This window comes from Chloroherpetonaceae bacterium, assembly GCA_025056565.1.
In the GTDB taxonomy this organism is placed as follows: domain Bacteria; phylum Bacteroidota; class Chlorobiia; order Chlorobiales; family Thermochlorobacteraceae; genus Thermochlorobacter.
On sequence record JANWWA010000001.1, the window covers coordinates 352158 to 378243 of the forward strand.

Annotated in this window: 26 protein-coding genes; 13 read left to right on the plus strand and 13 right to left on the minus strand. The window is 49.3% G+C overall.

The features are described 5' to 3' along the window. Positions 1-4 precede the first annotated feature (4 nt). Both NZM05_01555 and NZM05_01560 read left to right on the plus strand, forming a co-directional pair. Positions 5-979: a sugar phosphate nucleotidyltransferase gene (locus NZM05_01555; GenBank protein ID MCS7012305.1), complete on the plus strand. Its 975-nt coding sequence runs from the start codon at positions 5-7 to the stop codon at positions 977-979. Positions 980-1011: 32 nt separating this feature from the next. Beyond that, entirely contained in the window at positions 1012-1635 is a 624-nt protein-coding gene (locus tag NZM05_01560) for a 5-formyltetrahydrofolate cyclo-ligase (GenBank protein ID MCS7012306.1), read from the plus strand. A 16-nt stretch (positions 1636-1651) separates the two neighbouring features. On the opposite strand, the gene NZM05_01565 is transcribed toward NZM05_01560, so the two are convergent. From NZM05_01565 to NZM05_01590, 6 genes are read right to left on the minus strand one after another with little or no spacing between them, the layout of a single operon-like run. Then, entirely contained in the window at positions 1652-3031 is a 1380-nt protein-coding gene (locus NZM05_01565; protein ID MCS7012307.1) for an aspartate aminotransferase family protein, read from the minus strand. Then, positions 3015-4496, minus strand: coding sequence for an aldehyde dehydrogenase family protein (locus NZM05_01570; protein MCS7012308.1), 1482 nt, complete (start codon positions 4494-4496; stop codon positions 3015-3017). Before NZM05_01570 ends, NZM05_01565 begins: the two co-directional genes overlap by 17 nt. After that, positions 4493-5527 carry an ABC transporter ATP-binding protein gene (locus tag NZM05_01575; protein MCS7012309.1) on the minus strand — a complete coding sequence of 345 codons (1035 nt, stop codon included), beginning with the start codon at positions 5525-5527 and terminating at the stop codon, positions 4493-4495. The genes NZM05_01570 and NZM05_01575 overlap by 4 nt, the downstream gene beginning before the upstream one ends. Beyond that, the gene (locus tag NZM05_01580; protein MCS7012310.1) at positions 5524-6321 is read right to left on the minus strand and encodes an ABC transporter permease; all 798 of its coding nucleotides are present in this window, start codon (positions 6319-6321) and stop codon (positions 5524-5526) included. The genes NZM05_01575 and NZM05_01580 overlap by 4 nt, the downstream gene beginning before the upstream one ends. Further along, on the minus strand, positions 6318-7187 hold the full coding sequence (locus NZM05_01585; protein MCS7012311.1) for an ABC transporter permease: 870 nt from the start codon (positions 7185-7187) through the stop codon (positions 6318-6320). The genes NZM05_01580 and NZM05_01585 overlap by 4 nt, the downstream gene beginning before the upstream one ends. Positions 7188-7247: 60 nt before the next feature. After that, complete coding sequence (locus NZM05_01590; GenBank protein MCS7012312.1) at positions 7248-8357, minus strand: ABC transporter substrate-binding protein; 1110 nt, start codon at positions 8355-8357, stop codon at positions 7248-7250. Positions 8358-8701: 344 nt separating this feature from the next. On the opposite strand from NZM05_01590, the gene NZM05_01595 reads away from it, so the two are divergent. Then, a complete protein-coding gene (locus NZM05_01595; GenBank protein ID MCS7012313.1) occupies positions 8702-8983 on the plus strand; it encodes a hypothetical protein in 282 nt (93 codons plus the stop codon). Positions 8984-9082: 99 nt separating this feature from the next. On the opposite strand, the gene NZM05_01600 is transcribed toward NZM05_01595, so the two are convergent. Genes NZM05_01600 through NZM05_01615 form a run of 4 tightly spaced genes read right to left on the minus strand, consistent with a single transcriptional unit; the run spans position 9083 to position 13646 of the window. Next, positions 9083-10048 carry a cation diffusion facilitator family transporter gene (locus NZM05_01600; protein ID MCS7012314.1) on the minus strand — a complete coding sequence of 322 codons (966 nt, stop codon included), beginning with the start codon at positions 10046-10048 and terminating at the stop codon, positions 9083-9085. Positions 10049-10066: 18 nt separating this feature from the next. Next, positions 10067-11098, minus strand: coding sequence for an asparaginase (ansA, locus tag NZM05_01605; protein ID MCS7012315.1), 1032 nt, complete (start codon positions 11096-11098; stop codon positions 10067-10069). 20 nt (positions 11099-11118) lie between these two features. After that, entirely contained in the window at positions 11119-12318 is a 1200-nt protein-coding gene (locus tag NZM05_01610; GenBank protein MCS7012316.1) for an amidohydrolase family protein, read from the minus strand. Continuing rightward, complete coding sequence (locus tag NZM05_01615) at positions 12315-13646, minus strand: amidohydrolase family protein (GenBank protein ID MCS7012317.1); 1332 nt, start codon at positions 13644-13646, stop codon at positions 12315-12317. The genes NZM05_01610 and NZM05_01615 overlap by 4 nt, the downstream gene beginning before the upstream one ends. A gap of 142 nt (positions 13647-13788) precedes the next feature. On the opposite strand from NZM05_01615, the gene iscX reads away from it, so the two are divergent. Beyond that, on the plus strand, positions 13789-13998 hold the full coding sequence (iscX, locus tag NZM05_01620) for a Fe-S cluster assembly protein IscX (GenBank protein MCS7012318.1): 210 nt from the start codon (positions 13789-13791) through the stop codon (positions 13996-13998). A 116-nt stretch (positions 13999-14114) separates the two neighbouring features. Continuing rightward, entirely contained in the window at positions 14115-14315 is a 201-nt protein-coding gene (locus NZM05_01625) for a hypothetical protein (GenBank protein ID MCS7012319.1), read from the plus strand. Between the two features lie 8 nt (positions 14316-14323). Here the strand turns inward: NZM05_01625 and NZM05_01630 are convergent, their stop codons facing one another. Further along, positions 14324-15112 carry a geranylgeranylglyceryl/heptaprenylglyceryl phosphate synthase gene (locus tag NZM05_01630; protein ID MCS7012320.1) on the minus strand — a complete coding sequence of 263 codons (789 nt, stop codon included), beginning with the start codon at positions 15110-15112 and terminating at the stop codon, positions 14324-14326. A gap of 47 nt (positions 15113-15159) precedes the next feature. Continuing rightward, positions 15160-16029, minus strand: coding sequence for a 4-(cytidine 5'-diphospho)-2-C-methyl-D-erythritol kinase (ispE, locus tag NZM05_01635; GenBank protein MCS7012321.1), 870 nt, complete (start codon positions 16027-16029; stop codon positions 15160-15162). 89 nt (positions 16030-16118) lie between these two features. On the opposite strand from ispE, the gene NZM05_01640 reads away from it, so the two are divergent. The 8 genes from NZM05_01640 to NZM05_01675 all read left to right on the plus strand — a co-directional run bounded on the left by NZM05_01640 (position 16119) and on the right by NZM05_01675 (position 25249). Beyond that, positions 16119-16940: an enoyl-CoA hydratase-related protein gene (locus tag NZM05_01640; protein MCS7012322.1), complete on the plus strand. Its 822-nt coding sequence runs from the start codon at positions 16119-16121 to the stop codon at positions 16938-16940. Continuing rightward, positions 16934-17563, plus strand: a complete 630-nt coding sequence (locus NZM05_01645; GenBank protein ID MCS7012323.1) for an SPOR domain-containing protein — start codon at positions 16934-16936, stop codon at positions 17561-17563. The genes NZM05_01640 and NZM05_01645 overlap by 7 nt, the downstream gene beginning before the upstream one ends. A 2-nt stretch (positions 17564-17565) precedes the next feature. Then, positions 17566-18795, plus strand: a complete 1230-nt coding sequence (locus NZM05_01650; GenBank protein ID MCS7012324.1) for a sigma-54 dependent transcriptional regulator — start codon at positions 17566-17568, stop codon at positions 18793-18795. 137 nt (positions 18796-18932) lie between these two features. After that, positions 18933-20006, plus strand: a complete 1074-nt coding sequence (locus tag NZM05_01655) for a transglycosylase SLT domain-containing protein (protein ID MCS7012325.1) — start codon at positions 18933-18935, stop codon at positions 20004-20006. Positions 20007-20106: 100 nt separating this feature from the next. Beyond that, the gene (locus NZM05_01660) at positions 20107-20949 is read left to right on the plus strand and encodes a site-specific DNA-methyltransferase (GenBank protein ID MCS7012326.1); all 843 of its coding nucleotides are present in this window, start codon (positions 20107-20109) and stop codon (positions 20947-20949) included. Positions 20950-20988: 39 nt separating this feature from the next. Further along, on the plus strand, positions 20989-22002 hold the full coding sequence (locus NZM05_01665) for an NHL repeat-containing protein (protein ID MCS7012327.1): 1014 nt from the start codon (positions 20989-20991) through the stop codon (positions 22000-22002). Between the two features lie 12 nt (positions 22003-22014). Next, positions 22015-24123: a tetratricopeptide repeat-containing sensor histidine kinase gene (locus NZM05_01670; protein MCS7012328.1), complete on the plus strand. Its 2109-nt coding sequence runs from the start codon at positions 22015-22017 to the stop codon at positions 24121-24123. Positions 24124-24136: 13 nt separating this feature from the next. Then, a complete protein-coding gene (locus tag NZM05_01675) occupies positions 24137-25249 on the plus strand; it encodes an adenosine deaminase (protein ID MCS7012329.1) in 1113 nt (370 codons plus the stop codon). A 44-nt stretch (positions 25250-25293) separates the two neighbouring features. Here NZM05_01675 and hisN read toward each other — a convergent pair whose 3' ends face one another. Continuing rightward, on the minus strand, positions 25294-26082 hold the full coding sequence (hisN, locus tag NZM05_01680) for a histidinol-phosphatase (protein ID MCS7012330.1): 789 nt from the start codon (positions 26080-26082) through the stop codon (positions 25294-25296). Positions 26083-26086: the final 4 nt, after the last annotated feature.

Consider the following 26086-nt stretch of genomic DNA (forward strand, 5'->3'; position numbering starts at 1 on the left):
CGTTATGAAAGCCATCATTCCCGTTGCAGGGGTGGGTAGCCGTTTGCGTCCTCACACCTACACGCTGCCCAAAGTTCTGCTTAATGTCGCTGGCAAACCAATTATCGGGCACATTATTGACAAAATTATTGAGGAAGGCATTAAAGAAGCGATTGTCGTGGTCGGATACTTGGGCGATATGATTGAAGAGTATCTCACACGCCACTATGACATTCACTTCACCTTTGTTGAGCAGGAAGAACGACTGGGTCTGGGACATGCTATCTGGATTACACGCGAGCACATCGGCACTGACCCCATTTTCATCATTTTAGGCGACACGATTTTTGAAGTTGACCTCAAAGATGTCTTTCGTCGTGAGCACTCTGCCTTGGGTGTCAAAGCCGTCGAAGACCCACGTCGATTTGGCGTGGCAGAGGTGCAAGATGGGTTCATCACGAAGCTCATTGAAAAGCCCGAACACCCTACCTCTAACCTTGCAGTGGTTGGGCTCTACTTTATCAAAAATCCTCAGCTACTGATGCAGTGCCTTAGCCGAAACATTGAGCAGAATCGTCGCACCAAAGGGGAGTTTCAATTGACCGATGCCCTTCAAGCCATGATTGAAGCGGGCGAGAAGTTTTCTACCTTCCCTGTCGACGGCTGGTATGACTGCGGCAAGCCAGAAACACTGCTTTCGACCAATGAAAAACTGCTTAAATCCAAATCGCGCTACCGAGAAATTTACGGCTGTGTTATCAATCCGCCTGTTTTTATTGCCGAAGATGCAGAAATTGAGAATTCTATTATCGGTCCATATGCGACGATTGCCAGTAAAGCAGTGGTGAAAAATTCACTCGTGCAAAACTCAATTGTGGGTGAGCAAGCTCGAGTAACTTCAATGTTGCTCAACGAGTCTATTATCGGCAACAATGCAATTGTGCGTGGCAAGGCGCGACGCGTCAATATCGGAGACTCTTCAGAAGTGGATTTAAGCTAAGCACTCTGCTGTGCTTGATTGTCAGACCTAAAATGGAGTCTTCTCTTCGGCAAGTCTTAGAAGAGCGTGCGGCTATTCGCTCTCGAATGGCTGAGCAACGTGCAGCGCTCAGCGAAGCTGAGTGGCTTTTGCGTAGCCAAAAAATTTTCGAGGTGCTGAAAAGCGATTCAACCCTGCAGCGCGCCCGTGTCGTGCACTGCTTTATTTCTATCGCTAAGCGGCGAGAAGTCAACACCGAGCCTATTTTGAAGTGGCTGCAAGAGCAAGGCAAAGAAGTGCTTGTGCCTGTTATGAAGGCTCGCAACTTGCTTAGCGCCCGCTTTCTTGGAATGGACAAATTAGCCAGTGGTGTCTTTGAAGTGTTAGAGCCAATTGACCGCACACCTGTTGACGATTCGCAAATTGAAGTGGTGCTCACCCCGCTTTTAGCCTGCGACCGCTCTGGCAATCGATTGGGTTACGGCAAAGGGTTTTACGACAATTTCTTTTCTCGTCTTGCTTCAATGGGGGTTTCGCCACGCAAAATCGGACTAGCATTTTCTTTCCAAATCTTAGACCATATCCCACAAATCCATGAAAAAGAGCACAAGGATATTCCACTTGATGCAATTGCTACGGAGACTGGCTTAATTGAAGTTGTGCGTCAATCCACTTGAAATGCTCTTTTCCACCTCAGGCAGAAGGTTGAACCGCTTGCCTTTGTGGTGTAGCTATCGGCATAGGGCTTGCTGTCAGTCTCATCAGCTCCTCTCCTAAGATGTTCAATCCTTTTTTAAGCTGCGCATCGGTAATCACCAGTGGGCATAGCACTCGAATCACATTACCATACACGCCAGCTGAAATAATAAACAGTCCCCTTTCGGCGCACGCGCGCACCAGCTTTGTGGTGAGTTCCGCATCGGGCTGATTTGGGTCTTGATTTTTGACCAGCTCGATGGCGACCATTGCTCCTAAGCCTCTCACATCGCCAATTGCCTTGCATTGCCGCTGCAGCTTTTTGAAAAAGTTAAAGATGATTTTTCCAATCCGCTCGCCTTTTGCGTTGATGTTAATTTTCTCCATATACTCAATGGTCGCTAAAGCGGCGGCACACGCTACTGGATTGCCTGCATATGTGCCACCTAATGTACCTGGCGCTGCTTTGTCCATCACGGACGCCTTCCCAATGACGCAAGCGATAGGAATCCCAGACCCTATTGATTTGGCCCAAGTTGAGAGGTCAGGTATGATGTCATAGTGTTCGTAGGCTGCCCACCTACCTGTTCTGCCAAATCCGCTCTGCACTTCATCAAGAATCAGCACAATGCCGTGCTCATCGCATATCTCTCTTAGGGCCTTCATGTAGCGGTAGGGCGTTACATAAAAACCGCCTTCACCCTGCACAGGCTCAATGATGACCGCCGCTACTTCATTTGGCGCAACCACTGAGCTGAAATACTTCTTCAGCTTAGCGATTTCTTGGTCAACAAACTCTTCAAACGATTGCCCTCTCACGGCATTGTGGTAGTAGTCAGGGAAAGGCAGTCGATACACTTCTGGCGCAAACGGGCCGCAGTGCTGCTTGTAGGAGACTTTGGATGTGAGCGTCATGCCGAGCAGGGTGCGACCATGAAAACCACCTGTAAAACAAATCACTGCGTTGCGTTTAGTCGCCTGCCGCGCAATTTTGACAGCATTTTCGACGGCTTCTGCGCCAGAGTTCACCATCATCACTTTGGTTTCTTCGCCGTGCGGGAAAAGTTCAATGAGTTTTTCAGCCAGCCTTATGTAGGGTTCATGCGTCAGTTGATTGAAGAAGGTGTGCATTAGCTTTCTCGACTGGCGTGCAATAGCTTTCACGACAGGCGGCGGACAGTGCCCTGCGTTTAGCACCCCAATGCCACCAGAAAAGTCAATGTATTCTTTTCCATCGTGCGAGTAAAAGACTGCTCCCTTAGCAAAGGCTGCATCAATTGCATAGTTCATCTGCATTGCTTTGGGGACAACCTTATTCCGCCTTTGCAGCAATTCTTGCGATGTCACTTTGGGTAAATCGTTACGCATTGACTTCATACCAGCCTAATTTTCCAGAGTCCAGATTGATACTTACTTGCTTCGTTTCCAGATAGGCTTCCAGACCGTATTTGCCTAGCTCACGACCGATGCCTGACTTCTTGAAACCGCCCCAAGGCAATTCATTGAAGGTGGGGTGGTAGCAATTTACCCAGACAATTCCGGCTCGGATTTGTTTCATCACTCGATGTGCTCTGGCGATGTTTTCCGTGAAAATGCCTGCCGCCAGCCCATATTCGGTCTGATTAGCCAGCGCGATGGCCTCTTCTTCGCTATCGAATGGCGTAAAGGACATTACAGGCCCGAACACTTCATCGCGGAAAAGTGTGTGGTCGGGTTTGACATCGGCAAAAATGGTTGGTTCAATAAAGAAGCCCTTTTGATACTCTGCGCCCTCAGGGTGTTTGCCACCGCAAACCAGCCTATCTCCCTCTTCCAGTGCTTTCTTGATGTAATGCATCACCTTGTCATACTGCTCCTTCGAGACCAATGGTCCCATCTTTACATCTCTCTCCAGCCCATGTCCCAGCTTAATGCCTTCTGCAATTTTCTTCACTCTCTCAATGACTTCATTGTAAATAGGGCGCTCTACCAGAATTCGTGAACCAGCGGAGCATACTTCTCCTTGGTTTGCAAATCCAGCAAAGGCTACCCACTCAATCGCCTTGTTTAGGTCTGCATCGGCAAAGACAATTGCAGGATTTTTGCCGCCCAGCTCCAGCGTGACTCTTTTGATGCCTTTGGCGGCAGCAGCCATGATCTTCACACCTGTGTCGGTGCCACCTGTGAACGCAATTTTGTCAATGTCAGGGTGACTGACCAGCGCTGCACCAGCGGTTTCACCGACCCCTGTTATCACGTTCAGCACACCTGCGGGAATGCCGACCTCTTGCGCTAATCTCGCCAGCTCTAAGGCGGAAAGCGGGGTTAGTTCAGAGGGCTTTAAGACCACGGTGCAGCCAGCCGCCAGTGCTGGGGCGATTTTCCATGTTGCCATCAGCAAGGGGTAGTTCCAAGGAATAATCTGGGCGCACACGCCCACAGGCTCACGCAATACCATACTTTGCATATTTGCAGGCACTGCCACTGTCTCACCCATGATTTTTGTAGCTAAGCCCGCATAGTAATCAAAGCAGTTGGCTGAATCTGCCACATCGATTTCCGACTCAGCAATCGGCTTACCGCAGTTTCGTGTGTCCAGCTCAGCAAAAAAGCTGGCGTTTTCACGCAGCTTGTCTGCTAGTGCATTTAGCAGTCTGGCACGGTTCAGCGCATTGTCGCTACTGCCCCAATTAGTATGGTCGAAGGCGTAACGCGCTGCTTTTACGGCTTTGTCCACATCTTCACTGGTTGCTTCGGGCACAGTGGCAAGCACTTCACCGTTTGCTGGGTCAATAATCTGACGCGTGCCCCCATCAGCCGCATTGACCCACTCTCCATTGATGAACATCTGGTAGTGTTTCATAGTGAGTAATTGATGATGTTAGCCTTGTCTTGCCGCCAGACGATGTAGGCTTCGCTGAGGTCACTGAGTTTTTCCACTTCATCTGGCTTAATCGTTACATCTATGCATTCTTGTCCCAATGTCTCACAGCGAATACGCCACATATTGCCTAAAAAGGTTTTATCCACAATCCTGACTTTAATACCCTCTTGGGAGCGAATGTTGAAAAAGATGTGTTCGGGACGAATGAAGAGCATCGCTTTACCACGCACCTCTGTCTGAACAGGCAGCTCAAATCCTTTTCCTTTGAAGACGCCGTTATGCACCTCACCAATCAGCGTATTGTTTTCACCGATGAAGTCAGCGACAAACTTTGTTCTGGGTCTTTCATACAAGGTTTGTGGGTCAGCAAGCTGCTCAATGACGCCTTTGTTCATCACCGCAATACGGTCTGACATTGTCAGGGCTTCTTCTTGGTCGTGCGTAACAAACACAAAGGTCATGCCTAACTCTCTATGTAGCTGCTTCAGTTCAATCTGCATTTGCTTTCTTAGCTTGAGGTCAAGGGCGCTTAGTGGTTCATCAAGCAGCAAGACTTTTGGCTTGTTGACAATTGCTCTGGCTAGTGCAACACGTTGCTGCTGACCGCCAGAGAGTTCTCTGGGCTTGCGATTGATAAAATCTACCATCTGAACTTTTTCAAGCACTGCCATCACCTGTTTCTTTAGCTCCTCGCCTCTGATGCCCTTTTGCCTCAGACCGTAGGCTACATTTTCAAACACATTAAGATGCGGAAACAGTGCATAGTTCTGAAAAACAGTATTGACATTTCGGCGGTAAGGCGGCAACGGCGTGATGTCTTCTCCGTCCAACACCACAGAACCTGAGCTTGGTAGTTCAAAGCCTGCAATCATGCGCAGCAAGGTGGTCTTGCCGCAACCGCTCGGTCCCAGTAGCGTGATAAACTCTCCATCAAGAATTTCCAAACTGAGTTCGGGAATGACCAAATTGTTTCCAAACGACTTAGATATTTTGACCAGTTGCAGACTCATACCACCGTTGATGCCTGTTTTTCACCGAGTTTGACAAAGAGCAAAAGCGCAAAGAGAGAAATCGCAAATATCACTGTGGAAATTGCATTGACTTCTGGCGTGATGCCGCGCCGCAGCATAGTGTAAATCTCAATTGGCAATGTGTTTTCTCTGGCAATAAGAAAGAAGGTTACGGGAATTTCATCTAGCGACAACGTAAAGGACAGCAAGGCTGCCCCAATTAGTGCGGTTCTAATGTTCGGCAATGTTACTTTCCAAAAAGTTTGCCAGCGGTTCGAGCCTAAATCCGCTGCTGCTTCTTCCAAAAATGGATCCAGTCGCCTTAGCCGCGCATAGATTTGTGTGAGCACGATGCTGATTAAAAATGTGGTGTGTCCAATCACGACAGCAGTTAGCGAGAGCTTAATGCCAATAAGTGGGAAGAAAGATAGCATCGCCACACCTGTCAAGATACCGGGCAAGGTGATGGGCAGGAGAATGACACGCTCAAAGAAACGCTTGAACGGGAAGTCATATTTGTGCATCGCTAATGCGCCAGTCGTGCCGATCACAAGCGCCATCAGCGTTCCTGACAGCGCCACTGCAATGCTAATTTTTAGGCTTTGCAGCAGCGCCGAATTGGAAAATGCAATTTCATACCACTTGAGTGAAACGCCGCGCATCGGGAAGGAATTTACAGTGTCAATGTTAAAGGAGTATATGACGACTGTAACCAGCGGGAAGTATATAAAGCTCATCACGGCAAAGGCTGCCAGCGCTATCAACACACTTATAAGGTCAGGACGCTGTTTCATAGTCGTTGCGATTGAAACGAAGCAAATTTCTTTTCAGCCCAAGCAGACACTTCCAGCACTATCGTCACCACGATGAGCATCACGATACCAATTGCAGAGCCTAAAGGTTTATCGTTAGATGTGCCAAACATATTTTGAAAAATGTTGGCAATAAAGAGCGTTTCTACGCCACCGAGCAGGGCTGGAGCTAGAAAATCGCCCAGAGAGAGCACAAAAGCGAACGTTGCCCCTGCAATAATGCCGGGCAAGCTTAGAGGCAGCACAATTTTGAAGAAGGTCGTTATGCGGTTTGCGCCTAAGTCTTTGGAGGCTTCGACCAAGTATTTCGGAATTTGTTCAAAGGCTGTGTATATCGGCATCAGCACAAAGGGCGTGTAGATATGTGTCATACCTATCACCACTGCCAAGTCGCTGTAGAGCAACGCGCTAATTGGCTCTTTGACGATGCCTGTAAATATCAGGAAGGAATTCAAGATACCCTCTTTGCCCAAGATAATTTTCCAAGCATATGCCCTAACGATATAACTCACCCAAAGCGGCAAGACGATTAATGTATAAAGCAGCGTTTTGTTCTTTTCGACCTTGAATGCGATGTAATAAGCTAGCGGAATACTAAGCAGTAAGCCTGCTGTGGTTACACTAGCCGATAGACCAAATGTCCGAATGAGCGTAGAGCGATACAGTTCTTTGGTGAAAAACTTCGTGTATGACTCTAAGGTTAGGTCAGGCTGCAAGACTCCAAAATCGTTAGTGGTGTAAAAACTTTGCGCAAATACCCTGAGATATGGCAAAATCAAAAACAGCGTCAACCAGATTCCGAGCGGCAGAAAAAGCAACCAAAAATTGAGCTCTAGCTTCTTTTGCATACAATATCAATGTGGTTTGATAAAAAAGGCAGCAGGACTTTTCCTGCTGCCCCCAATCGCTTACTGCACGCCTCCTTTGACTTCATTCCAGACTTCGTTGTAGCGCTTTCGGTTTTTGACATACTGCCAGAAATTGATGCGCTCGAAGTAGTAGTTCGTGTTATTCATCTGCGTCAGTTCGAGCTCTTCTGGCGTAAGGTATCGGGCGGCGCCAGGGTTTGCCACAGAGTAGTTCGTCACTTTGGCCACCTTTGCCATGTTTTCGGCTTGCGTGATGTAGTCTATCCATAGATGCGCCAGCTCTACATTTGGCGAGGTCTTGGTAATCATCAGTCGGTCAATCCAGCCTGTTGCACCTTCTTTTGGCACAATGCCTTTGATGTTGAGACCTTCTTTAGAGAGCGTAGCAGGTGTAATTGGCCAGCCTACCGCCGCTACCACTTCCTTGTTTTTCATGAGGTTGTCCAGCTCACCTGCCGTCATCCAGAACTTACGCACGTGTGGCTTTAGCTCGAGGAGCTTGGCTTTGACGGCTGCCAGTTGCTCTTCGGTCATATTGTAAATGGCGCTTTTATCAGGCTTATCGAAGCCCAGCCATATTGCCGCTAAGTAGAGACTGGAAATATCGTCCCACAAAGCAATTTTGCCCTTATACTTGGGGTCAAAGAAAATCATCCAAGAATCTGGATTTTTGACCTCGTCTGCATTATAGACCAGATAATCCGGCCCCCAAGTGAACGGCACACCATACACTTTGCCATCTTTGATGACGTCTTGCATTGCTCGGAGCTTTGGCGCAAGGGAGTCGTAGTGCGTAATTTTCTTTATGTCAATAGGTTGCACCAAACCTTGCTCAATGAGCGCCTGTGCCATATCAGCAGAAGGGGACACAATGTCATAGACTTCACCACCACCTGCTGTCAGCTTAGAGATTAGCTCATCGGAAGAACCAAAATACGTTCCCTTCACAGTGCAGCCGTATTTTTGCTCGAAGGGCTTGGTGAAGAGTTCGTGGGCATACCCTTCCCAACAGAGAATGTTAAGTGTTTTGCCTGCAAAATTAGCAGTTGTGGCTTTTTCAGATGTCGGTTTGTCCGATTTGCCTCCACCGCAGCTGCTTAGCAAGCCAATGATGCCAAGCAACAGGATTAGTTTGTTTGCCGTCCTCATTGTTTTTGTTAGTTTTGTTGATAGTCGAGTTCCGGTTACTTCCAACACGGTTGTAATAGCACCAATATAGACAAAATCACACTCGTATTCAATTGCGCAAAAAGAAGTGTTGCCCAATCTACAAGTGCCAGCAAAGCACGGGCACTGAATGTGTGCGCTGCCACAGCTGCAGAAATTTTACCTTCAGAGGAGAGCACTGGCATTATCGCCTCACTTTTCGCCACACTCACAAAGACAACTTTTTAGCGTTACTTCTATCCCAACCTTTTAAGGTTCGTCTATGTTTGCGTCCACTCCCAATTTGAAAGGTGTTCTTTTTCGGAGATTGACCGTTTGCCACCTTGTTGCCCATCAGAAAGACTGAGACCACGCGACATCGCGCTGAAGTGATGCGCGTCTTTTCCTTGATTTTTCTTGGGCGGCTCACAGAGGCACAACGCTGCATTCCAAAGGTTACCCCAAAAACTCCGAGTTTTTGCGGCGATACTATCGCTACGCCCAAATTGCTATTTATTCGCACCATATCAAGCGACACTTTGACTGTCGTCTGGTTGCGACGCGAGCTATTCAAACTCGCTACGGACTACATGCCACAAGACAAGTGGGAAGACAGTAACTTGGCTTAGTGTTTGCACCTTACGCTTTGCGCAGAGACAAGCGGCTTGCAGCCTACTGACAACAGTATGCACCGTGTGTGGCGAAGCGATTTTACCTACCGTTACAAGTTAGTGTGAGTGGTGGGAGTGACAAGGCTTGCGCTCTCTGGCTGCCACGCTTTCTGCTATTGAGCGATGCCGAATCTCAGACTGCACTTTCGCTGTCTCTAACTGAATCGTTACATGCTCAATGCCGAAGCGCTCTTTCAGCATTTTGTTAATTGCCAAAATTAGCCTTTCGCTGCAATCATACCGTTCCACGACAATGTGGCAACTGAGCGCATTGACGCCTGAGGTGATAGACCAAATATGCAGGTCGTGTAAATCACGGACATATTCCATTCGTCGCAGCGCGGTCTCAACTTCTGCAAAATTCACTTCTTTCGGGACAGACTCTAAGAGCACATCAACCGCCTCCACTACTACGCCCCAAGCGCTTCGCACAATTAATCCTGCAATCAACAGGCTAATCAGGGGGTCGACAACCAGCCAGCCTGTCAGTCGCATCACCAGCGCTCCAATCACCACGCCCACTGACCCTAACAAGTCGCTTAGCACATGCAGATACGCCGCTCGCACATTCACGCTTGCCTTGCTTGATTTGTGGAGCAGACACGCTGACGCCAGATTTGCTAGCAGCCCTGCTGCACCAAATCCCATCATTTGCTCAAGAGAAATATCCTTTGGCTCACTAAAGCGTAAAATCGCTTCATAGCAAATCACCAGTGAGAGCGCACAAAGCAGCGTGCCATTTGCAAGGGCTGCTAAAATCTCTACGCGATAGTAACCGTAAGTGCGTTCTGGAGTGGCTGGCTTTTTGGCAAACCAGATAGCTACCCAACCCAGTCCGAGTGCTAGCACATCGGTTGCCATGTGTCCTGCATCAGCCAGCAGTGCCAAGCTGCCGCTAAGAAATCCTCCTACCAGCTCCATTAGGAAAATGCTGGTGGTAATGGCAGTCGCAACGGCTAAACTCTGCTGTGCAGATTTCCCTATTTCCAGCCGCCTAAGGTAAATGGCTTGATTGTGTTCCACAGCTTTACGCTTTCTTTGTTACGCCCTTGTTAATTCACCGCGCAAATTTTGCTCAATCAGCTTTTTGATTCGGCTCGGCGGATTAGTACGATTGCCTAGCAAATAAAAGAGCTTTGCTAAGGCTGCTTCGGTGGTCATATCATAGCCAGAAAGTACCCCTGCTTCTCGCAAGCGTTGTCCACCCCTGTATCGCTCCATTTCAACCCGCCCTTCTAGGCACTGCGAGACATTGACAATAAAAATGCCTCGCTTTACGGCTTCTTGGAATACTTCCATTAAGGCATCGTCGCTATCAGGCGCATTACCCACGCCATATGTTTTGAGCACAACGCCTTCAATTGGTGCCCGGAAAAAGTTTTGCACCACCTCTGGCAAGATGCCCGGAAAGAGCGTCAGCACACCAATGCGTGCTGCTTCGAGCGGCTTTACTCGAAATTTTCCCTTCGGCTTTGGCAGAATGTATGACCAGTTGGCTTCAATCTGTACTCCTGCAGTTGCCAGCGGTGGATAGTTTGGCGACTCAAATGCGTCAAAGCCACTGGCGCTCACTTTCACTGCACGATTGCCGCGCAGGAGCTTGCCGCCGAAATACAAACACACTTCGGGAATCTGAAAGTTTGCCGCTATGAACAGCGCCCCGATAAGATTCTCACGTGCGTCGGAGCGCAACTCCATAAGCGGAATCTGAGCGCCCGTTAAAATCACGCTCTTACCCAAATGCTCAAACATAAACGACAGAGCCGACGCGGTATAGGCCATCGTATCCGTGCCGTGTAGCACCACAAAGCCATCGTAGTCGTCGTAATGCGCTTCAATATCGCTTGCAATGCGAATCCACTCGCGCGGTGTCATATTGGCAGAATCCAAGAGCGGCTCGTATTCGTGAATGTGCACCTCTGGCAAATCTGGCGATGCAAAAAGCGACAGTGCCGCAAGCTGCTTTTCCAAGAAACCTTTTTCTGGCACGTAGCCCTTCGGCGTCTGCTTCATACCGATTGTGCCACCCGTGTAGGCGATGTAGATTTTTTTCCTAACGCGTCGGCGTGCCATTCTTTCTCTGTGAGCCTGCTTTAGTTGCAGGTTTCTTTTACGACTCTGCCATTGATAATCACTTGGCAGACATGTGTCGTGTATTCAAACGGGTCGCCATCGAAGAGCACAAGGTCTGCATCTTTGCCTTTTTCAATTGAGCCCACTCGATTAGCTACGCCCAAAATCTCCGCCGCATCAATCGTAATTGCACGCAGAGCCTCTTCAAACGACAGTCCATTTGCGGCAGCAATTGCTGCTTCGAAGAGCACCACACGCGTCTTTGGCACATAGCTCTCGTAGCCTGACTGCAAGGCGATTTTGATGCCTGCACGCCGCAGCTTTGCAGCCGTCTCAAACGATGCATTCTCGCTTTCACCTACTGTGCGAATCATTGGCGGGTGCAGAATCACAGGCACGCCTGCTTTTTTAATTTCATCAATCACCAGATACGCCTCAGCCGCTCCATCCAGAATCAGCTTGAAGCCAAATTCTTTTTGCAAGCGAAGCGCCGTTATAATCTCAGTGGCCCGATGCACCGTAAAGAGAGCAGGTAATTTGCCTGTCAGCACTTCATTCAGAATCTCCATTCGGAGGTCGCGCGCAGGTCGCTTTGTCGGGTCTTTAGACCGCATTTTCTGCGCGTAGTCTTGTGCCTTGATGAATTCCTCGCGCAGCATCGCCGCCCCCTTAGCACGTGTGCCCGGCTTTTTGTAGTTCTGGCTGACTGATGCGCCCAGTGTAAAGGCAACCATTGCGGGGGTCTTCACGATAGCGCTTGGCGCAGTGTTCGCATCGGTCTTGACGACCATCGTTTGACCACTTGCAAGCGCTCCTGGACCATGTCCCGTATGCACAGTTGTCACACCGTAGTCACGCAGCCACTTTACCAGTCGCTCTTCGGCGTTGTAAGCGTCTTCTGCGCGTAGCTCAGGCTGAATTGCTTCGGAGAGTTCTAACTGATCTTGGTCATGATTGTAGTTCAAAATGCCTGACAGTCCTACGACAGAGTGTGCATCGACTAAGCCGGGCGTAACGACCTTTGCGGAGAGAATACGGTATCCACTTGGAACTGCTATATTGGTGCCTACCGCTTCAACTTTGCCGTCTTTAATGAGCACTACACCGTTTTTAAGGGGCGGCCCTGACATCGTGTAAATGGTTTCGCCTTTGATGGCCAGCTGAGCCCAGCTTTGAGCCGCAAAGCTAAGCCAGACCAGAATGAGTAGTAAAGGTTTCATTTTTCCCCTCCCACTTCAGATTGACCGTTATCGTCTAAGGCGTCCGCACCACGATAGACGCCGAAACCTCCTACTGCATACTTGTAGTCATCTGGGTTAGTGCGGTCATAGACTTTCTCTCCTTCCACCCAAGTCTCCAACACGTGGGTATAGACGCTAAATGGGTCGCCAGAGAGAATGATGAAATCGGCATCTTTGCCTTTTTCAAGCGAACCAATGCGGTCTTGCAAATCCAGCATTCGTGCACCTGCCAGCGTGAGTGCTTCCAGTGCCTTTTTGCGCGACATTCCTGCTCGCACCGCCAAGCCTGCTGACCGCAGAAACAGCCGTGAGTCTGTAATGCCATCGTCGGTGTGAAAAGCCACATCGACGCCTGCTTCTTCCAGCACTTTGCCATTCTCGAAGCGAATGTCTACAGCTTCCAGCTTGCCACCAGGCGAATCTAATACGATAATCGAGCACGGCGCTTTAGCTTCGGCAATTTCTTTGGCAACTTTCCACGCTTCACTGACATGATGCAGCACCACTCGAAAGCCAAACTCTTTGGCAATGCGTAGCACGGTTAGAATATCATCGTGCCGATGCGTGTGGTGATGCACAATGCGCTTGCCTTCCAAGACCTGCACCAGACATTCCATTTCAAGGTCGCGCTTTGGGAGTTTTTCTTTGTCATTGCCTGCGGCTTTGATTTTATCACGATATTCCTGTGCCTTGATGAAGAGGGCACGCACGGCTGCTGCAGACTTGCCACGCGTGCCTGTAAAGGGAAACGGTCGCAATGGATTTGTGCCGTTTGCCATTTTTAGCCCCCCAGCAATTTCATTGGTTGGGTCTTTAACAAAGAGCATTTCTTCAATCGTATTGGCATTCTTGCGCAGCTTGAGATAGACCGTCTGTCCACTCATTAAATGCCCAGAACCGGGCAAGACATTCACGGTGGTAATGCCACCCACCAATGCTTTTTTGAAATTGCTGGCGCGTGGGTCAATCGCATCTAAGATGCGCACACTTGGGTGCAGCGTGGCAGATGCATCACCTCCATCACCACGACCAATGTGCGAATGGGTATCGACAAGCCCAGGCATAATCACCTTGCCTCGCACATCGTGCTCCACTGCGCCTTGTGGCACAGGCACTTCGCCCGCTTTGCCAACCGCCAGAATTTTTCCGCCCTGCACGACTAAGACCCCATTTTCAATCGGCTCGCCAGCAATCGGGTAAATCAATGCTCCACGAAAGACATGCGGTTGCTCCTGCGCAGAGAGACGAATTGCAAAAAGCGTGAAGACGATAAGGTGGGAGACGGTTGCTGCTGCTTTGGCAGTCATCCTTTGTTCCTCCTTTTTCAATTTTTTTCGACTGCCGAAAAATAAACACTCTCCGTTTCTTTTTCACATCGTAGCGTGAACGCAAGCTACATTTGAGTAACTTTGCACAAACGCATTTTGAAACTCATAACCGGCACGCACCATGAAACTGACTTGGAACGACGCAGAAGACATCGCTATCCTTCTGCACGAAAAGTATCCTGACATTGACCCGCTTACGGTGCGCTTTACAGATTTGCACCGATATGTGACCGAGCTGCCAGATTTTTCCGACGACCCAAAGGCATCAAACGAAAGCAAACTGGAGGCTATCCAAATGGCGTGGTATGAAGAATGGAAAAGCGCAAAGTAGCACGGTGCTTTCTTTCTGTTGTTGGGATTCCTTCTTAATTTCGGCACTGAGTTTGCGCTGCTATGCTCCACTCAAGGTAGCAGGCAACTTTTCCCAAAATCAACCTACGCTATCGAATGGCTGGACAGGGTTCAGGTGGTAATATCATTGCTGCACTGTGCAGCTTTTTCATACCGGGTTTGGGACAACTGGTGCAAGGACGCTTGCTGATGGCCATCGTGCACTTTGTGTTAGCTGCGGTTTTGTGGATATTCTTCCTTGGCTGGATTATTCATCTCTGGTCAATTCTCGATGCTGCACGCTGGTCGCCTCGTTAACTGAACTGCTACACCTCCTTTGGCAGTTTCGTATGCGTCGCCTCAATCATCTCGCGCAGGTAGAGCTTATCGCGCCGCTGCTCGAAAGCATTCCCAACCACGATAAACGACGCCCCAGCTTCTACCTTTTCGCGTGCTTCCAGTGGTGAACGAATGCCGCCGCCGACCACAATCGGAATGGACACAGTCTGTGAAACCGCTTGCACCATTGCTTCCGGCACGCTCAGCTCTGCGCCGCTCCCTGCTTCCAAATACACGAGCTTCATTCCGATATACTCAGCCGCCAGCGCGTGCACAGCTGCAATCTCAGGCTTGTAGCGCGGAATGGGTAATGTTTGCGAAATAAAACTTGCGGCGGTCATCTTGCCCGATTCAATGAATAGGTATGCGGTTGAAATAGGCTCTAAGCCCAAGTGCCGAAGAGCTGGCGCAGCAATTACATGGTTGCCAATTAAGTATTCAGGATTGCGACCACTTACCAGCGACAAATACAGCATCGCGTCAGCTTCTTTGGACACTTGCATCACGCTGCCCGGAAAAATGATTACAGGCAGTGAGACCGTAGCTTTAAGGCGCCGAATGTAGTCATCTAAGCGATGGGTTACCATTACGCTGCCGCCGATGAGAATCGCATCTGCGCCGCACTCCTCTGCATCGACTGCCAGCCTAATCATTTCATCTGCAGCGTATTTGTCTGGGTCAATGAGCAAGAGAAATCCTGCGCCTTTGCGTGCTTTGATATGCAGCAGGTAGTCGAAGGTTTTTTGAGAGAAGCCCATTCGCGATGCTTGGTTCATCGACATTTAACCTTAAAAATAGGAAAATTCTCACAATCGGTCTGGTTTCAGTCGGTCTGGTTTTGGGCTTCTTGGGGTGAGAAAAAGGGCGGCGTGAGCGACACCGCATACTCTGCTGAGAGCTGCCGAGCCACGTCTTCAGCTCGCGAGAGATGTTCATAGACGCCAAAGACGGCTGAGCCACTCCCTGACATTAGCGCAAAATCGGCATTTACATCGTAACAAAAAATATCCTTCAGTTTTTTTACTGCTGGAAACGCAGGCAAGACCGTCGGCTCGAAATCATTTTCAAATCGGCGCAGAATCTCCAGGTCGCGTGAGACACATAGCTTTAGCGTCAAAGCCTTTAAGTCTGGCGCTGTTCTTGGGAAATTGAGACGCAGGTTTTTGTAGGCCCATGCTGTTGAGACGCGCACACTTGGAAACGCGACCACAATTGCAGCTGGAAAAGTTGCTTCTAAGTCAAAGAGCTGGTCGCCAATGCCCGTTGCATATGTCAAAGTTTGCGCCGACAGAAAATACGGCACGTCGGCACCGAGCGACACTGCCAGTTCTTTCAACTTTGCTTGTGAGATGTCCAGTTGCCAGAAATTCGTCAGTGCTTTGAGCGTGAGCGCTGCATCGCTGGAGCCGCCACCTAACCCTGCGCCGTGCGGAATGTGCTTCTGCAAGTGAATTTTGACGCCATCTTTTGTCGCCGTGAAGTCTTGCAACAGCTTTGCGGCACGCAGGCAAAGATTGGTCTCATCAGATGGAATCTCTGGGTCGGAACAGGTCATTTCCAGCCGGTCAGACGGCTCAAAAGAGAGTTCATCGAACCAGTTGATTGGTGCAAAAATGGTCTCCAGCGCGTGATAACCATTTGGCAAGCGATTGGTGATAAAGAGCGCCAGATTGATTTTGGCAAAGGCTTTCATTGCACAATACTGATGCGCAAATTTACGCTGAAGCGTGCGAACTTGAAGTGCGCAAAAAATTTTATCTTCAAGCGTAAGAATGCCAAGCTATGCAGCACTCTATTCAAGAGCCATTCAGCGTTGCACCTTCGCACTTTACTGCACTGCGCTACGAAGTGCGTGAGCGTGTGGCTTACATTACGCTCAGTCGCCCCGAAAAACGCAATGCGCTGACACCTACCTTGATTGCAGAACTGCGTCAAGCCTTCGCACATGCTAACTCGGATGACGCTGTGCGCCTTGTGATGCTGCAAGCCGACGGCAAAGCCTTCTGTGCTGGCTTAGACCTTGAAGAGCTTGCCAAAATCACTGAAAAGTCGGCAATGGACAATCTCTATGATTCTGAGGCGATTGCCGCACTCTTCCGTGACATTTACACGCATAGAAAGCTGATTATCTCCAAGGTGCAAGGCGCGGCTTTTGCAGGAGGATGCGGGTTAGCCTGCGCAGCTGATATCGTCATTGCTGATAAAGACAATGCCAAGTTTTCTTATAGCGAAGCAAAAATTGGGTTCGTTCCTGCTATTGTCGCCGTGCTGATTTTGCGTCGCTCGCGCCATGCTGGCATTCGGGAAATGCTTTTGCGCGCCAATGTGCTTTCGGCCGATGAAGCGCTGCGCTTGGGGCTAATTAACTATAGTGTGCCCTCTGCTGAACTTGACGCCACTGCTGAAGCTCTTGCACGAGAAATCTGCACCAGCGTCAGCCCCACTTCTACTGCATTGACCAAAAGACTGCTTTGGTCCATTGAAACAATGGATTTTGAAGATGCGCTAAATTTAGCATCGGCGCTCAACGCTTTTTCTCGCAAGACCGCAGACCTTGAACGCGGCATTCAACTCTTTTTGCGAAAGGAGACGCTCAAATGGTAACACCTCGCATCGTAAGGCAGCTTGGCTTTGCTACGGCACTACTGATGGCGACTGCACTTAGCGCACAAACGCAGAAGGGCAAGTTTACCGACAATATCCTGCACTTTGCTTACTCAGGCGATTGGGAGCACTTGGAGACGATGAAAGCATTACCCTTGAGCAGTGATGAGCGTTTGATGATTGATGCACTCACCACGACCGAGGGCAAGCGTGCGGCTGAGCTTTATCTGAAGTTGCTGACCGATTATCCCACTTCTGCCTTTGCACCGCTTTGCCGTGAGCGCTTAGCCGAGTATCAAACGGCTACGAAAGCCTTAGCTCATCTTGCTCCAAAACTCCCTCCGCCTTCCAAGCCTGAGCTGAAATCGGAGCGGCCTGCACCAAATTTGCCAACTACACGCTACACTTTGCAGTTCGGCAGCTTTAGTTCTCGTGCAGCGGCAGACCTGCGCGCCAATGAGTTGAAACCGAAAGTCAAAACCAGAGTGTTAGAGGTCGAAGACGAGAAAGGACAAAAGACCTACAAAGTGCGTTGGGCGGAGTTTGCGACGCATCGAGACCAAGCACGTGCCTTTGGACAGTCGCTTGGCGTAGAGTTCTTTGTCGTGGAGGAAAGTAAGTAGATATGGCACAGACAGTCATCATTGGTGAATCACCTGAAATCAAGCGGTTGGTTGCCTTAGCTGAGCAAGTGGCGGCAACTGATGTAACCGTGCTGATTACGGGCGAAAGTGGCACGGGCAAAGAAGTTTTTGCCCGCTTTATTCACGAAAAGAGCCGTCGTGCCAATGCACCTTTTATCCCTATCAACTGTGGGGCGATTCCTGAAAGCATTTTGGAATCCGAGCTGTTCGGGCACGAAAAAGGGGCCTTTACGGGCGCAGACCGCCAACGCAAAGGTTACTTCGAGAGCGCAGATGGTGGCACGATTTTTCTTGATGAAATCGGCGAAATGTCGCTCGAAGTGCAAGTCAAACTCCTGCGCGTGCTGGAAACAGGCGAGTTTCAGCGTGTCGGCTCTTCACAGACTTTGCGTTGCGACACACGGGTTATTGCCGCTACCAACCGCCGCCTCGAGGAAGAAATGGCCAAAAAGCGCTTTCGTGAAGACCTCTACTACCGACTGCGCACCGTTGAACTTCACATCCCGCCCCTGCGAGAGCGACGTGGCGATATTTTGCTGCTGACTGAAAAATTTGTGCGTGATTTTGAGCGCAAACACGGACTAAAATTTCCGGGCTTTACTGCAGAGGCAACCGAACTTTTGCTCTCTTACCACTATCCCGGAAATGTGCGCGAGCTACGCAACATTATCGAATCACTCATTGTCTTGGAGCGCGATGGCAAAATCACGGCTGAGAAATTGATGCGCCGCCTGCAACCAGCTCCCGAAACTGAGGCAAAACCACCGCTGATGCTCCCAGCTGTCGTCCCAGCTCATCGCACACTGCCAGAACCCAGCCTTGCCTCGCATCAAGAAATGATTTACCGTGCCCTAATGAGCCTACAAGCAGATATGGCCGAGCTGAAATCAATGCTGCTCACTTTGATTGAAAAGCTGCAAGTTCAACCACCCAAAGAGACGCTTCTTTTGCCAGATGGTGCGCATGGACAATGGACAAATGGCACTGCGAATGGTAAAGATAACAGCAATAATTTACGCGAAGCCCTTAACTCGTTCTACCGCTCCTTAGCCAAAGATGGGCAAATTCCTTCGCTGGAAGACTTAGAGCGCTATGCGATTGAAGAAACCTTAAAGCGCTTTAGCGGCAACAAGCGCAAAACCGCAGAAGCCTTAGGTATCACAGAACGGACGCTCTATCGCAAATTGAACCAATATAAACTGAGTCGCTAAAGCCAAGTTATGCCTTGAAACTGATAAACCACTTGCGACCGATGATTTGCTATTTGCGTCCCTGCTTTTGTGTTATGCTCTCAGTGGGTCTGCTTGCTTGCCTGTGCAGCGCTTGCGCCAAAGCTGAACCGTCTTTTATGGATTCGCTGAAAACCATCTCTCGCGACACGCTGCAGCCCACTCGCCGCTTTTCCGCCACGGAGCAGCCCAGTTTTTCATATGCGCAATTTCCGCGCAATCGAGCAGTGTATCTTTTCGGTGAGCGCCTACCCTTTGAGGACGATGAAGTCTTCGAGCGCTTCGAGCGGGAGTACATCTACAACATCAATGACCGAGCGCAGATGATTATGTATTTCAAGCGCGCTGGTCGCTTCTTCCCTTACATTGAAGCGCGTCTTAGAGCAGACTCCCTGCCTGAGGATTTCAAATACTTAGCCGTTGCCGAAAGCCGACTGATGGACTTGCGTTCCCCTGCTGGGGCTGCAGGCATTTGGCAACTTATGCCTTCAGTGGCACGAGAGTATGGTCTCATCGTTAATGCTCAGATCGACGAGCGCTACAACTTGGACAAAGCCACCACCGCCGCTATTCGCTATCTCAAAGAGGCTTACAAAAAGTTCGGCAACTGGATTATGGTTGCCGCTGCTTACAATATGGGAATGCACGGTGCACAGGACGAGCAAGCGTATCAAGCTGAAAAAGACTACTTTAATCTCTACCTCAACCGTGAAACAGCACGTTACATCTTTCGCATTGCCGCTATCAAGGAGATTATGGAACACCCTGAGCGATATGGGTTCGCTGATGTCGAGCCGTATAAGCCACTTGAGACAAAGGTGGTGGAAGTCAAAAGAGAGATTCCAAACCTTGCGCTTTGGGCACGTCAGCAAGGCACGACATTGAAGATGGTCAAGTATCTTAACCCTTGGATTCGCAACCGCACTGTGCCTGCTCCGCCACCTAACAAAACTTTTGCAATTCTGCTTCCCAAAATAACCTCGCCCGCATTGCCAACTGACAACTATGCTTACACGCTCGACGCGGAAAATGCAGAGCAAAAGGCGCAAGGGTTTTACATTGTGCGTGAAGGTGACACGCTGGAAAGCATTGCAAATCAATGCGGCTTAGAAGTGCACGAGATACGGCAGCTCAATAAGCTTAGAGACGGCGAACCTATCAAAGTAGGGCAGCGCTTGCGTATTGCGCCTTAAAGGTGTATGGCGGCGTAAGCAGGCTGCACCTAAAGCCAGTAAAGCCATTTTTGAAACCCTGCCGAGACATATGACTACTCAAGTTTTCTGTGGAGACTGCATGCAACTTCTCCAACAGCTTACGCAAAAAGTAGATTTGACATTCCTTGACCCGCCATTTAACCAGCAGAAAGACTACGCCTTCCACAATGACGCTATGTCGCCCGACGCATACTGGGAGATGATGCAGCGCGTGTGCCAATTGATTTTTGACCTTAGTAACGATGGCGGTGCAATTTATTTTATGCAGCGTGAAAAAAATGCTGAATTTGCCTTAAGAACTTTGCGAGAAACGGGCTGGGAATTTCAGAATCTTATCGTCTGGAAAACGCGCACTTCCGCTGTGCCTGTTAGAGGCAGATACAGCAAGCAATACCAGATTATTGCCTTTGCGACCAAAGGTGAAAAGCCGAAAACCTTTCACCGCTTACGCATCAATCCTGAGCTTCCACCTCACTACAAATACGAACGTGAAAACGGCATCTTTGTTACAGATGTCTGGGACGATATACGTGAGCTGATCTCTGGCTATTTCGCTGGTGATGAGGCAATTAGAACTGAGACAGGTGAGCGATTTCACAAGCAACAAGCACCTGTATCGCTGCTGCTGCGCATTATTTTGACTTCTACCAGAGTTGGGGATACTGTTTTAGACCCTTTTGCAGGCACAGGCACTACTGCCGTAGTTGCCTCGCAAATCGGTCGCCACTCCATCTCTATTGAAATAGACCCTCAAAACGTCGCCTGCATTGAGCAGCGCTTGCAACGCCTACGCGAAGCAGACTGCGTTCAGAAATACTATCAAGATTACGCCTGCACTGAAAATTTAGCAGAAATCTGGGGTCAGCCACCTGCAAATTTGCTGACACGCTTAGCCGAGCCAGACCTTTTTACGGTCTTTTGAACAAGTTTGAAGAATAAAGCCAAGCTGCAACGTTTCTCTATGCGTGCTTTTTTGTGGCTATGTGGGTTTCAGCTGATATGTTTCTCTCCCTTCTTTCTTGCCGCGCAGGAGGAACCTAGTGCAAGAATTTTGCCCGTTGCAGAGTTTCAACAGGCCCGCGCTATTGCCGTTACACCGTTAGGCGAAATTTTTGTGCTGGATGGCGCCCTATCACGGCTCTATAAGTTAGACCCAACTGGAAAGAAACTTGCTCATGTCGGTGGATTTGGCATTGACCGTGAGGCTTTTGATATGCCGCTCGACCTTACGACCGATGGTCTCAATGTGTTTATTGCAGATAGAGGCAATCAGCGCATCTCACAATTTGACCGCTACCTGAACTTCGTTACGCTCCTGCAAAACCGCCCTACTCCACTTGTGCCCTTTGGAACAATTAGCGAACCCACTAATTCTGCCAGCCAACTCTGGCGTCCAATTAGCGTCTCTATTCTGGGACAAGGTGACCTTTACATCTTAGATGAAGCACAGCGACAAGTCATTCGCATCAACCCGCTCACGTTTGCAGCCGAAATTCAGCAGCGGCAGAATCCAAATCAATTTCAGTTTGGCGGCTTTGATGCCGGCGCAGGCAACTTGATTGAACCTCGCTGCCTACAAACCAGCCGCAGTGGGAAAATTTTTGTCGCCGATGTAGGACGAAACGCCGTTGTCGTCTATGATATGTTTGGCAATTATGTTACAGAACTCGGCAAAGGTTGGTTTAAGGCGCTGAAAGGGTTAGGTGCAGGACTTGTGCCTCCTACTGTAGAAAGTCGTCCCGACTTGCAAGAGTGGTTGGTTGTTGTAGATGAAAGCGCACTCTTTTTCTTTCACACAGAACCACACACTGGTTTCAAGTTCTTTGGCAAGTGCCTTAAATCGGACTTGGAATTGCTCATAGGCAGTCGGGTTAGCTCGCTCAGCGATGCGGCGATTCTTAACGAGACGCTGTATTTACTAACTGAAAATGCGTTGTATCTTTTGCCACTGCGGCAACTTAAATTGGTTCAATAGCGATTTGCACGAATGGTTCGCACGATTCCGTTGGCAGTGCTTTGGTGGCTTACTGCGCTTAGCCTCTCGCTTTATGGGCAACCGAAAGTAAATCTCGATAGCCTGCGTCAGCTTTTGCCACAAGTTGATGACAGCACCCGCTTTGAAATTTTGATTCGCATCTCAGAAGAAATCCCAAGCGACAGTGCTCTTCTCTATGCTGACCAAGCGCAGCAAGTTGCAATTAAGCTTGGCTACAAAGCTGGCGTGGCGCGCTCACTGCGTGCCTTCGGCGACTACCATTACGCCCAAGCCCAATTTCAAAACGCCCTTGAATACTACGACAAAGCCCGTCTCATCTATGAAAGTGATCAAAACATCAGTGGACTGGCTGAGATTCTGAAACGAATGGCATTCATTCAGCGCGCTCAAGGTCGCTATGCTGAAGCCTTAGACTACGCCTTTCAAGCTCATAAGCACTATGAAACCTTAGGCGATAAGCGCAGCATCGGTGATATGCTGCGCTTTATTGGCTATGTCTATAATGACCAAGAAAACGATAAGTCCGCACTGGAATACTTCCGCCGTGCTCTGAAAGTCGCAGAAGACTTGGGCGATGAACAAAATATCGCTGTAGCACTGCGCAGCCTTAGTGAAATTCTGGATAGACAAGGCAACAACGCCCAAGCGCTCGAATATGCTGCTCGCTCTTTGGCAATTATGCAAGAAATTGGTGATGCATGGGACATTGCGACATCCAATCGCTACTTGGGCAGAGTTTATCACAACCGCCGTGACTACAAAACTGCATTGGAATACTATCAGAAAGCCTTAGCTGCCTTTGAGAAACTGGGTGATAAACAATCTGAGGTGAATACCCGCCGCTATATGGCTGAGACTTATCTTGCCCAGAAACGCTATGAGCTTGCTGCTGCTCAAGCAGAAAAAGGCTATGAAATCGCAGACGAAATTGGTATGCAACGTGGTCTGAAAGAAACTGCCCGTGTTTTAGCTGATATCTACGATGCGCAAGGCAATGCTCGGCGTGCACTACTTTTCTACCGCAAGTATGTGGAAATGAAAGACCTTCTGCTCTCCTCAGAAGTGCAAAGCAATATCGCCAATTTGCAGACCAAAATTGCCGTTGAGGAAAAAGCGCAGCGCATTAAAGCATTAGAATTGGAAAAAAGTCGTCAAAACCTTATTCGCAATTCGCTGCTGGGCGGTTCATTCCTGCTTCTTGTGATTGTTTTGCTTATCGCATCCAGTTATCGCGCCAAACAGCGTCAGAACCTTCAGCTTCAAGCCACACTGAAACAATTGCGAGAGACCCAAGCGCAACTCATCTACGCTGAAAAAATGGCGTCAGCAGGTCAATTAGCCACCCGTATGGCACATGAGCTTCAAAATCCACTTAACTTCGTGAGCAACTTTGCCGAACTCTCCAAAGAGCGTTGCGAAAGTTTGATGCAAGAACTTGACGCCCTGAATCTCGAGCCAGAGAAGAAAAAGGCTTTACTTCCTGCGGTGAGCGACCTCCTACGCCATTCAGAGAAGATTCTCTATCACGGTGAGCGCGCTGCCAAAATTGTTCACAGTCTTTTGGAATACGCTAACCTGCATGCCGCAGAGAAGGTTGAAACTGACCTCGAGTCACTGATTAGCGAAGCCTTGAAAGCAGTATCTGGAGCGTGGCAGCGCACCAACCCTCATTTCCAAGTCAAGCTCACTTTGCAGCATGACCGCTCAATTGGCAAGGTCTTGCTTTCTCCGCAGGAAATGAGCCGTGCACTGAGCCACCTATTCAGCAATAGCTTCTATGCAATGCAGGAAAAGTGGCAATCAGGTTTGCCGAATTACCAACCTGAACTGCGTGTGCAGACTCATCGCCAAAACGGCACAGTTGAAATTCGCATCTGGGATAATGGCACAGGCATCGCCAGTGCAATCAGAGAAAAAGTTTTTCTGCCATTTTTCACCACAAAACCTAGTGTCTCAGGCAGCACGGGCTTGGGGCTGGCAATTTGCTACGAAATCATTAAAGGACATAACGGTGAAATAACCTTTGAAAGTAGCCCTAACGAATGGACGGAGTTTATCGTAAAACTGCCCATTAAACAGCCAGAGCCTTTAGCTCAATAGGAAGGAGATAGCGATGCTTACTACTGAACTTATTCGCCAGATGCCCAAAGTCGCACTGCATGATCATCTAGACGGCGGCTTGCGCCCGCAAACGATTATCGAACTAGCGCGTGACCAGCGCTACACTGGCTTACCCACGACTGACCCGACTGAACTGGCTGAATGGTTCTTTCGTGGCGCCAACAAAGGCAGTTTGCCTGAGTATCTTTCTGGCTTTGCGCACACTTGTGCCGTGATGCAAACTCCCGAAGCTCTCGAGCGCGTGGCATTTGAGATGGTAGAAGATATGTATCACGATGGCGTGTGCTATGTGGAGACGCGCTTTGCACCGATTTTTCATACGCAGAAAGGTCTGCACTGGGAAGAAGTGGTGCGTGCCGTATTGAGAGGCCTAGAACTGGGTGAGCGCACCTTTGGCGTCAAGGCACGATTGATTATCTGCGCCATGCGCAATCTCGACAGTCAACATTCGTTAGATATGGCACAATTGGCGGTGGATTTCAGAGACCGTGGCGTGGTCGGCTTTGACCTTGCTGGCGAAGAGGGCGGATACCCTGCCAAAAAACATGTGGAAGCCTTTCACTACTGCCAGCGCGAGAACTTTAACATCACTATTCACGCAGGTGAAGCCTTCGGGAAAGAGTCCATTTGGCAAGCCTTGCAGTGGTGCGGCGCACATCGCATTGGTCATGCCACGCGCCTCATTGACGACATGGCTGTGCTTAACAACGAAGTCATCAAATTAGGCACACTCTCGCAGTATGTGCTCGATAAGCGAATTCCACTAGAAATTTGCCTTTCTTCGAACATTCACACAGGTGCGGCTCGCAGCTTTGCTGAACACCCTTTCTGGATTTTCTACAAGCATCGCTTCCGTGTTACGCTCAATACCGATAACCGCTTGATGAGCCGCACCAGCTTTACGCAAGAGTATAAACTTGCACACGATGTTTATGGATTGGGCCTCGACGATTTGGAGCGGCTTTCTATCAATGCAATGAAAAGTGCTTTCATTCCATACAATGAGCGCGTGGATATTATCTTCAATGTCATCAAGCCACGCTTTGCGGAGTTACGGAAAACCTTAGCCTTGCAAAACGAGAAATTCCTTGAAGCCCGCGCGTAGCACCTTTGTTCAAAGACTGCGTGGCGGATACTGTGCAGCATCTGCTAATCTTGCGTGCTTGCTTTCTTACGCTGAGAGCGAACCAGTTTTAAGAGTTGCTCGCCTAATGCTGCATTCGCCGTAACGAACCCTTTGCCATAAATCGTGCGTGTGCCAGAATAGTCAAAGCACATTCCACCTGCTTCTTCAATGATAGGGACCAGTGCAGCTGCGTCCCATGGGCTCATTTTTGGCTCAATCATCACATCGGCTTGACCTGCTGCCACAAGCGTATGTCCCCAGCAATCGCCCCACATTCGCACCAGTTTTACCTCGTGCTTGATGGCATCCAGCGGATGTGTGTGCTTTGCATTGAGCAGATAGGATTCGCTGGATGTGAGCAACGTGGCTTCTGAGAGAGAAGCAATCGCCGAGACAGTTAGCCGTTGGACATTGCGAAACGCGCCATAACCGCGCTGTGCATAGACGGTCTCAGACAACGCCGGCAAATCAATTACCCCAAGCTCCACCTCGCCATTGATTTCTAAGCCAAGCATCACGCCATAGAGCGGCACACCATGAATAAAGGATTTCGTGCCGTCAATCGGGTCAATAATCCAGCGGCGACCGCTTTTGCTTGGCTTTTCGCCAAACTCTTCACCTAAGAATCCATCTTTTGGAAATTTTGCACGCAGAATTGAGAGAATCTTTTTTTCAGCGCTGCGATCTGCTTCAGTAACGGGCGATGCATCGCGCTTGGTAAAAACTTTAAGGTTTCGGCGACGAAAGTAAGAGAGCGTCAGTTTTCCTGCCGCGGTTGCAGCTTCTAAGGCAATTTCCAAGTCCGTTGTCATCTGC

Bases quoted from the DNA above. Each gene is read 5' to 3' on its own strand.
- NZM05_01555 (MCS7012305.1), top strand. From the start codon at position 5: ATGAAAGCCATCATTCCCGTTGCAGGGGTGGGTAGCCGTTTGCGTCCT.
- NZM05_01560 (MCS7012306.1), top strand. From the start codon at position 1,012: ATGGAGTCTTCTCTTCGGCAAGTCTTAGAAGAGCGTGCGGCTATTCGC.
- NZM05_01565 (MCS7012307.1), bottom strand. From the start codon at position 3,031: ATGAAGTCAATGCGTAACGATTTACCCAAAGTGACATCGCAAGAATTG.
- NZM05_01570 (MCS7012308.1), bottom strand. From the start codon at position 4,496: ATGAAACACTACCAGATGTTCATCAATGGAGAGTGGGTCAATGCGGCT.
- NZM05_01575 (MCS7012309.1), bottom strand. From the start codon at position 5,527: ATGAGTCTGCAACTGGTCAAAATATCTAAGTCGTTTGGAAACAATTTG.
- NZM05_01580 (MCS7012310.1), bottom strand. From the start codon at position 6,321: ATGAAACAGCGTCCTGACCTTATAAGTGTGTTGATAGCGCTGGCAGCC.
- NZM05_01585 (MCS7012311.1), bottom strand. From the start codon at position 7,187: ATGCAAAAGAAGCTAGAGCTCAATTTTTGGTTGCTTTTTCTGCCGCTC.
- NZM05_01590 (MCS7012312.1), bottom strand. From the start codon at position 8,357: ATGAGGACGGCAAACAAACTAATCCTGTTGCTTGGCATCATTGGCTTG.
- ansA (MCS7012315.1), bottom strand. From the start codon at position 11,098: ATGGCACGCCGACGCGTTAGGAAAAAAATCTACATCGCCTACACGGGT.
- NZM05_01610 (MCS7012316.1), bottom strand. From the start codon at position 12,318: ATGAAACCTTTACTACTCATTCTGGTCTGGCTTAGCTTTGCGGCTCAA.
- NZM05_01615 (MCS7012317.1), bottom strand. From the start codon at position 13,646: ATGACTGCCAAAGCAGCAGCAACCGTCTCCCACCTTATCGTCTTCACG.
- iscX (MCS7012318.1), top strand. From the start codon at position 13,789: ATGAAACTGACTTGGAACGACGCAGAAGACATCGCTATCCTTCTGCAC.
- NZM05_01625 (MCS7012319.1), top strand. From the start codon at position 14,115: ATGGCTGGACAGGGTTCAGGTGGTAATATCATTGCTGCACTGTGCAGC.
- NZM05_01630 (MCS7012320.1), bottom strand. From the start codon at position 15,112: ATGAACCAAGCATCGCGAATGGGCTTCTCTCAAAAAACCTTCGACTAC.
- ispE (MCS7012321.1), bottom strand. From the start codon at position 16,029: ATGAAAGCCTTTGCCAAAATCAATCTGGCGCTCTTTATCACCAATCGC.
- NZM05_01640 (MCS7012322.1), top strand. From the start codon at position 16,119: ATGCAGCACTCTATTCAAGAGCCATTCAGCGTTGCACCTTCGCACTTT.
- NZM05_01645 (MCS7012323.1), top strand. From the start codon at position 16,934: ATGGTAACACCTCGCATCGTAAGGCAGCTTGGCTTTGCTACGGCACTA.
- NZM05_01650 (MCS7012324.1), top strand. From the start codon at position 17,566: ATGGCACAGACAGTCATCATTGGTGAATCACCTGAAATCAAGCGGTTG.
- NZM05_01655 (MCS7012325.1), top strand. From the start codon at position 18,933: ATGGATTCGCTGAAAACCATCTCTCGCGACACGCTGCAGCCCACTCGC.
- NZM05_01660 (MCS7012326.1), top strand. From the start codon at position 20,107: ATGCAACTTCTCCAACAGCTTACGCAAAAAGTAGATTTGACATTCCTT.
- NZM05_01665 (MCS7012327.1), top strand. From the start codon at position 20,989: ATGCGTGCTTTTTTGTGGCTATGTGGGTTTCAGCTGATATGTTTCTCT.
- NZM05_01670 (MCS7012328.1), top strand. From the start codon at position 22,015: ATGGTTCGCACGATTCCGTTGGCAGTGCTTTGGTGGCTTACTGCGCTT.
- NZM05_01675 (MCS7012329.1), top strand. From the start codon at position 24,137: ATGCTTACTACTGAACTTATTCGCCAGATGCCCAAAGTCGCACTGCAT.
- hisN (MCS7012330.1), bottom strand. From the start codon at position 26,082: ATGACAACGGACTTGGAAATTGCCTTAGAAGCTGCAACCGCGGCAGGA.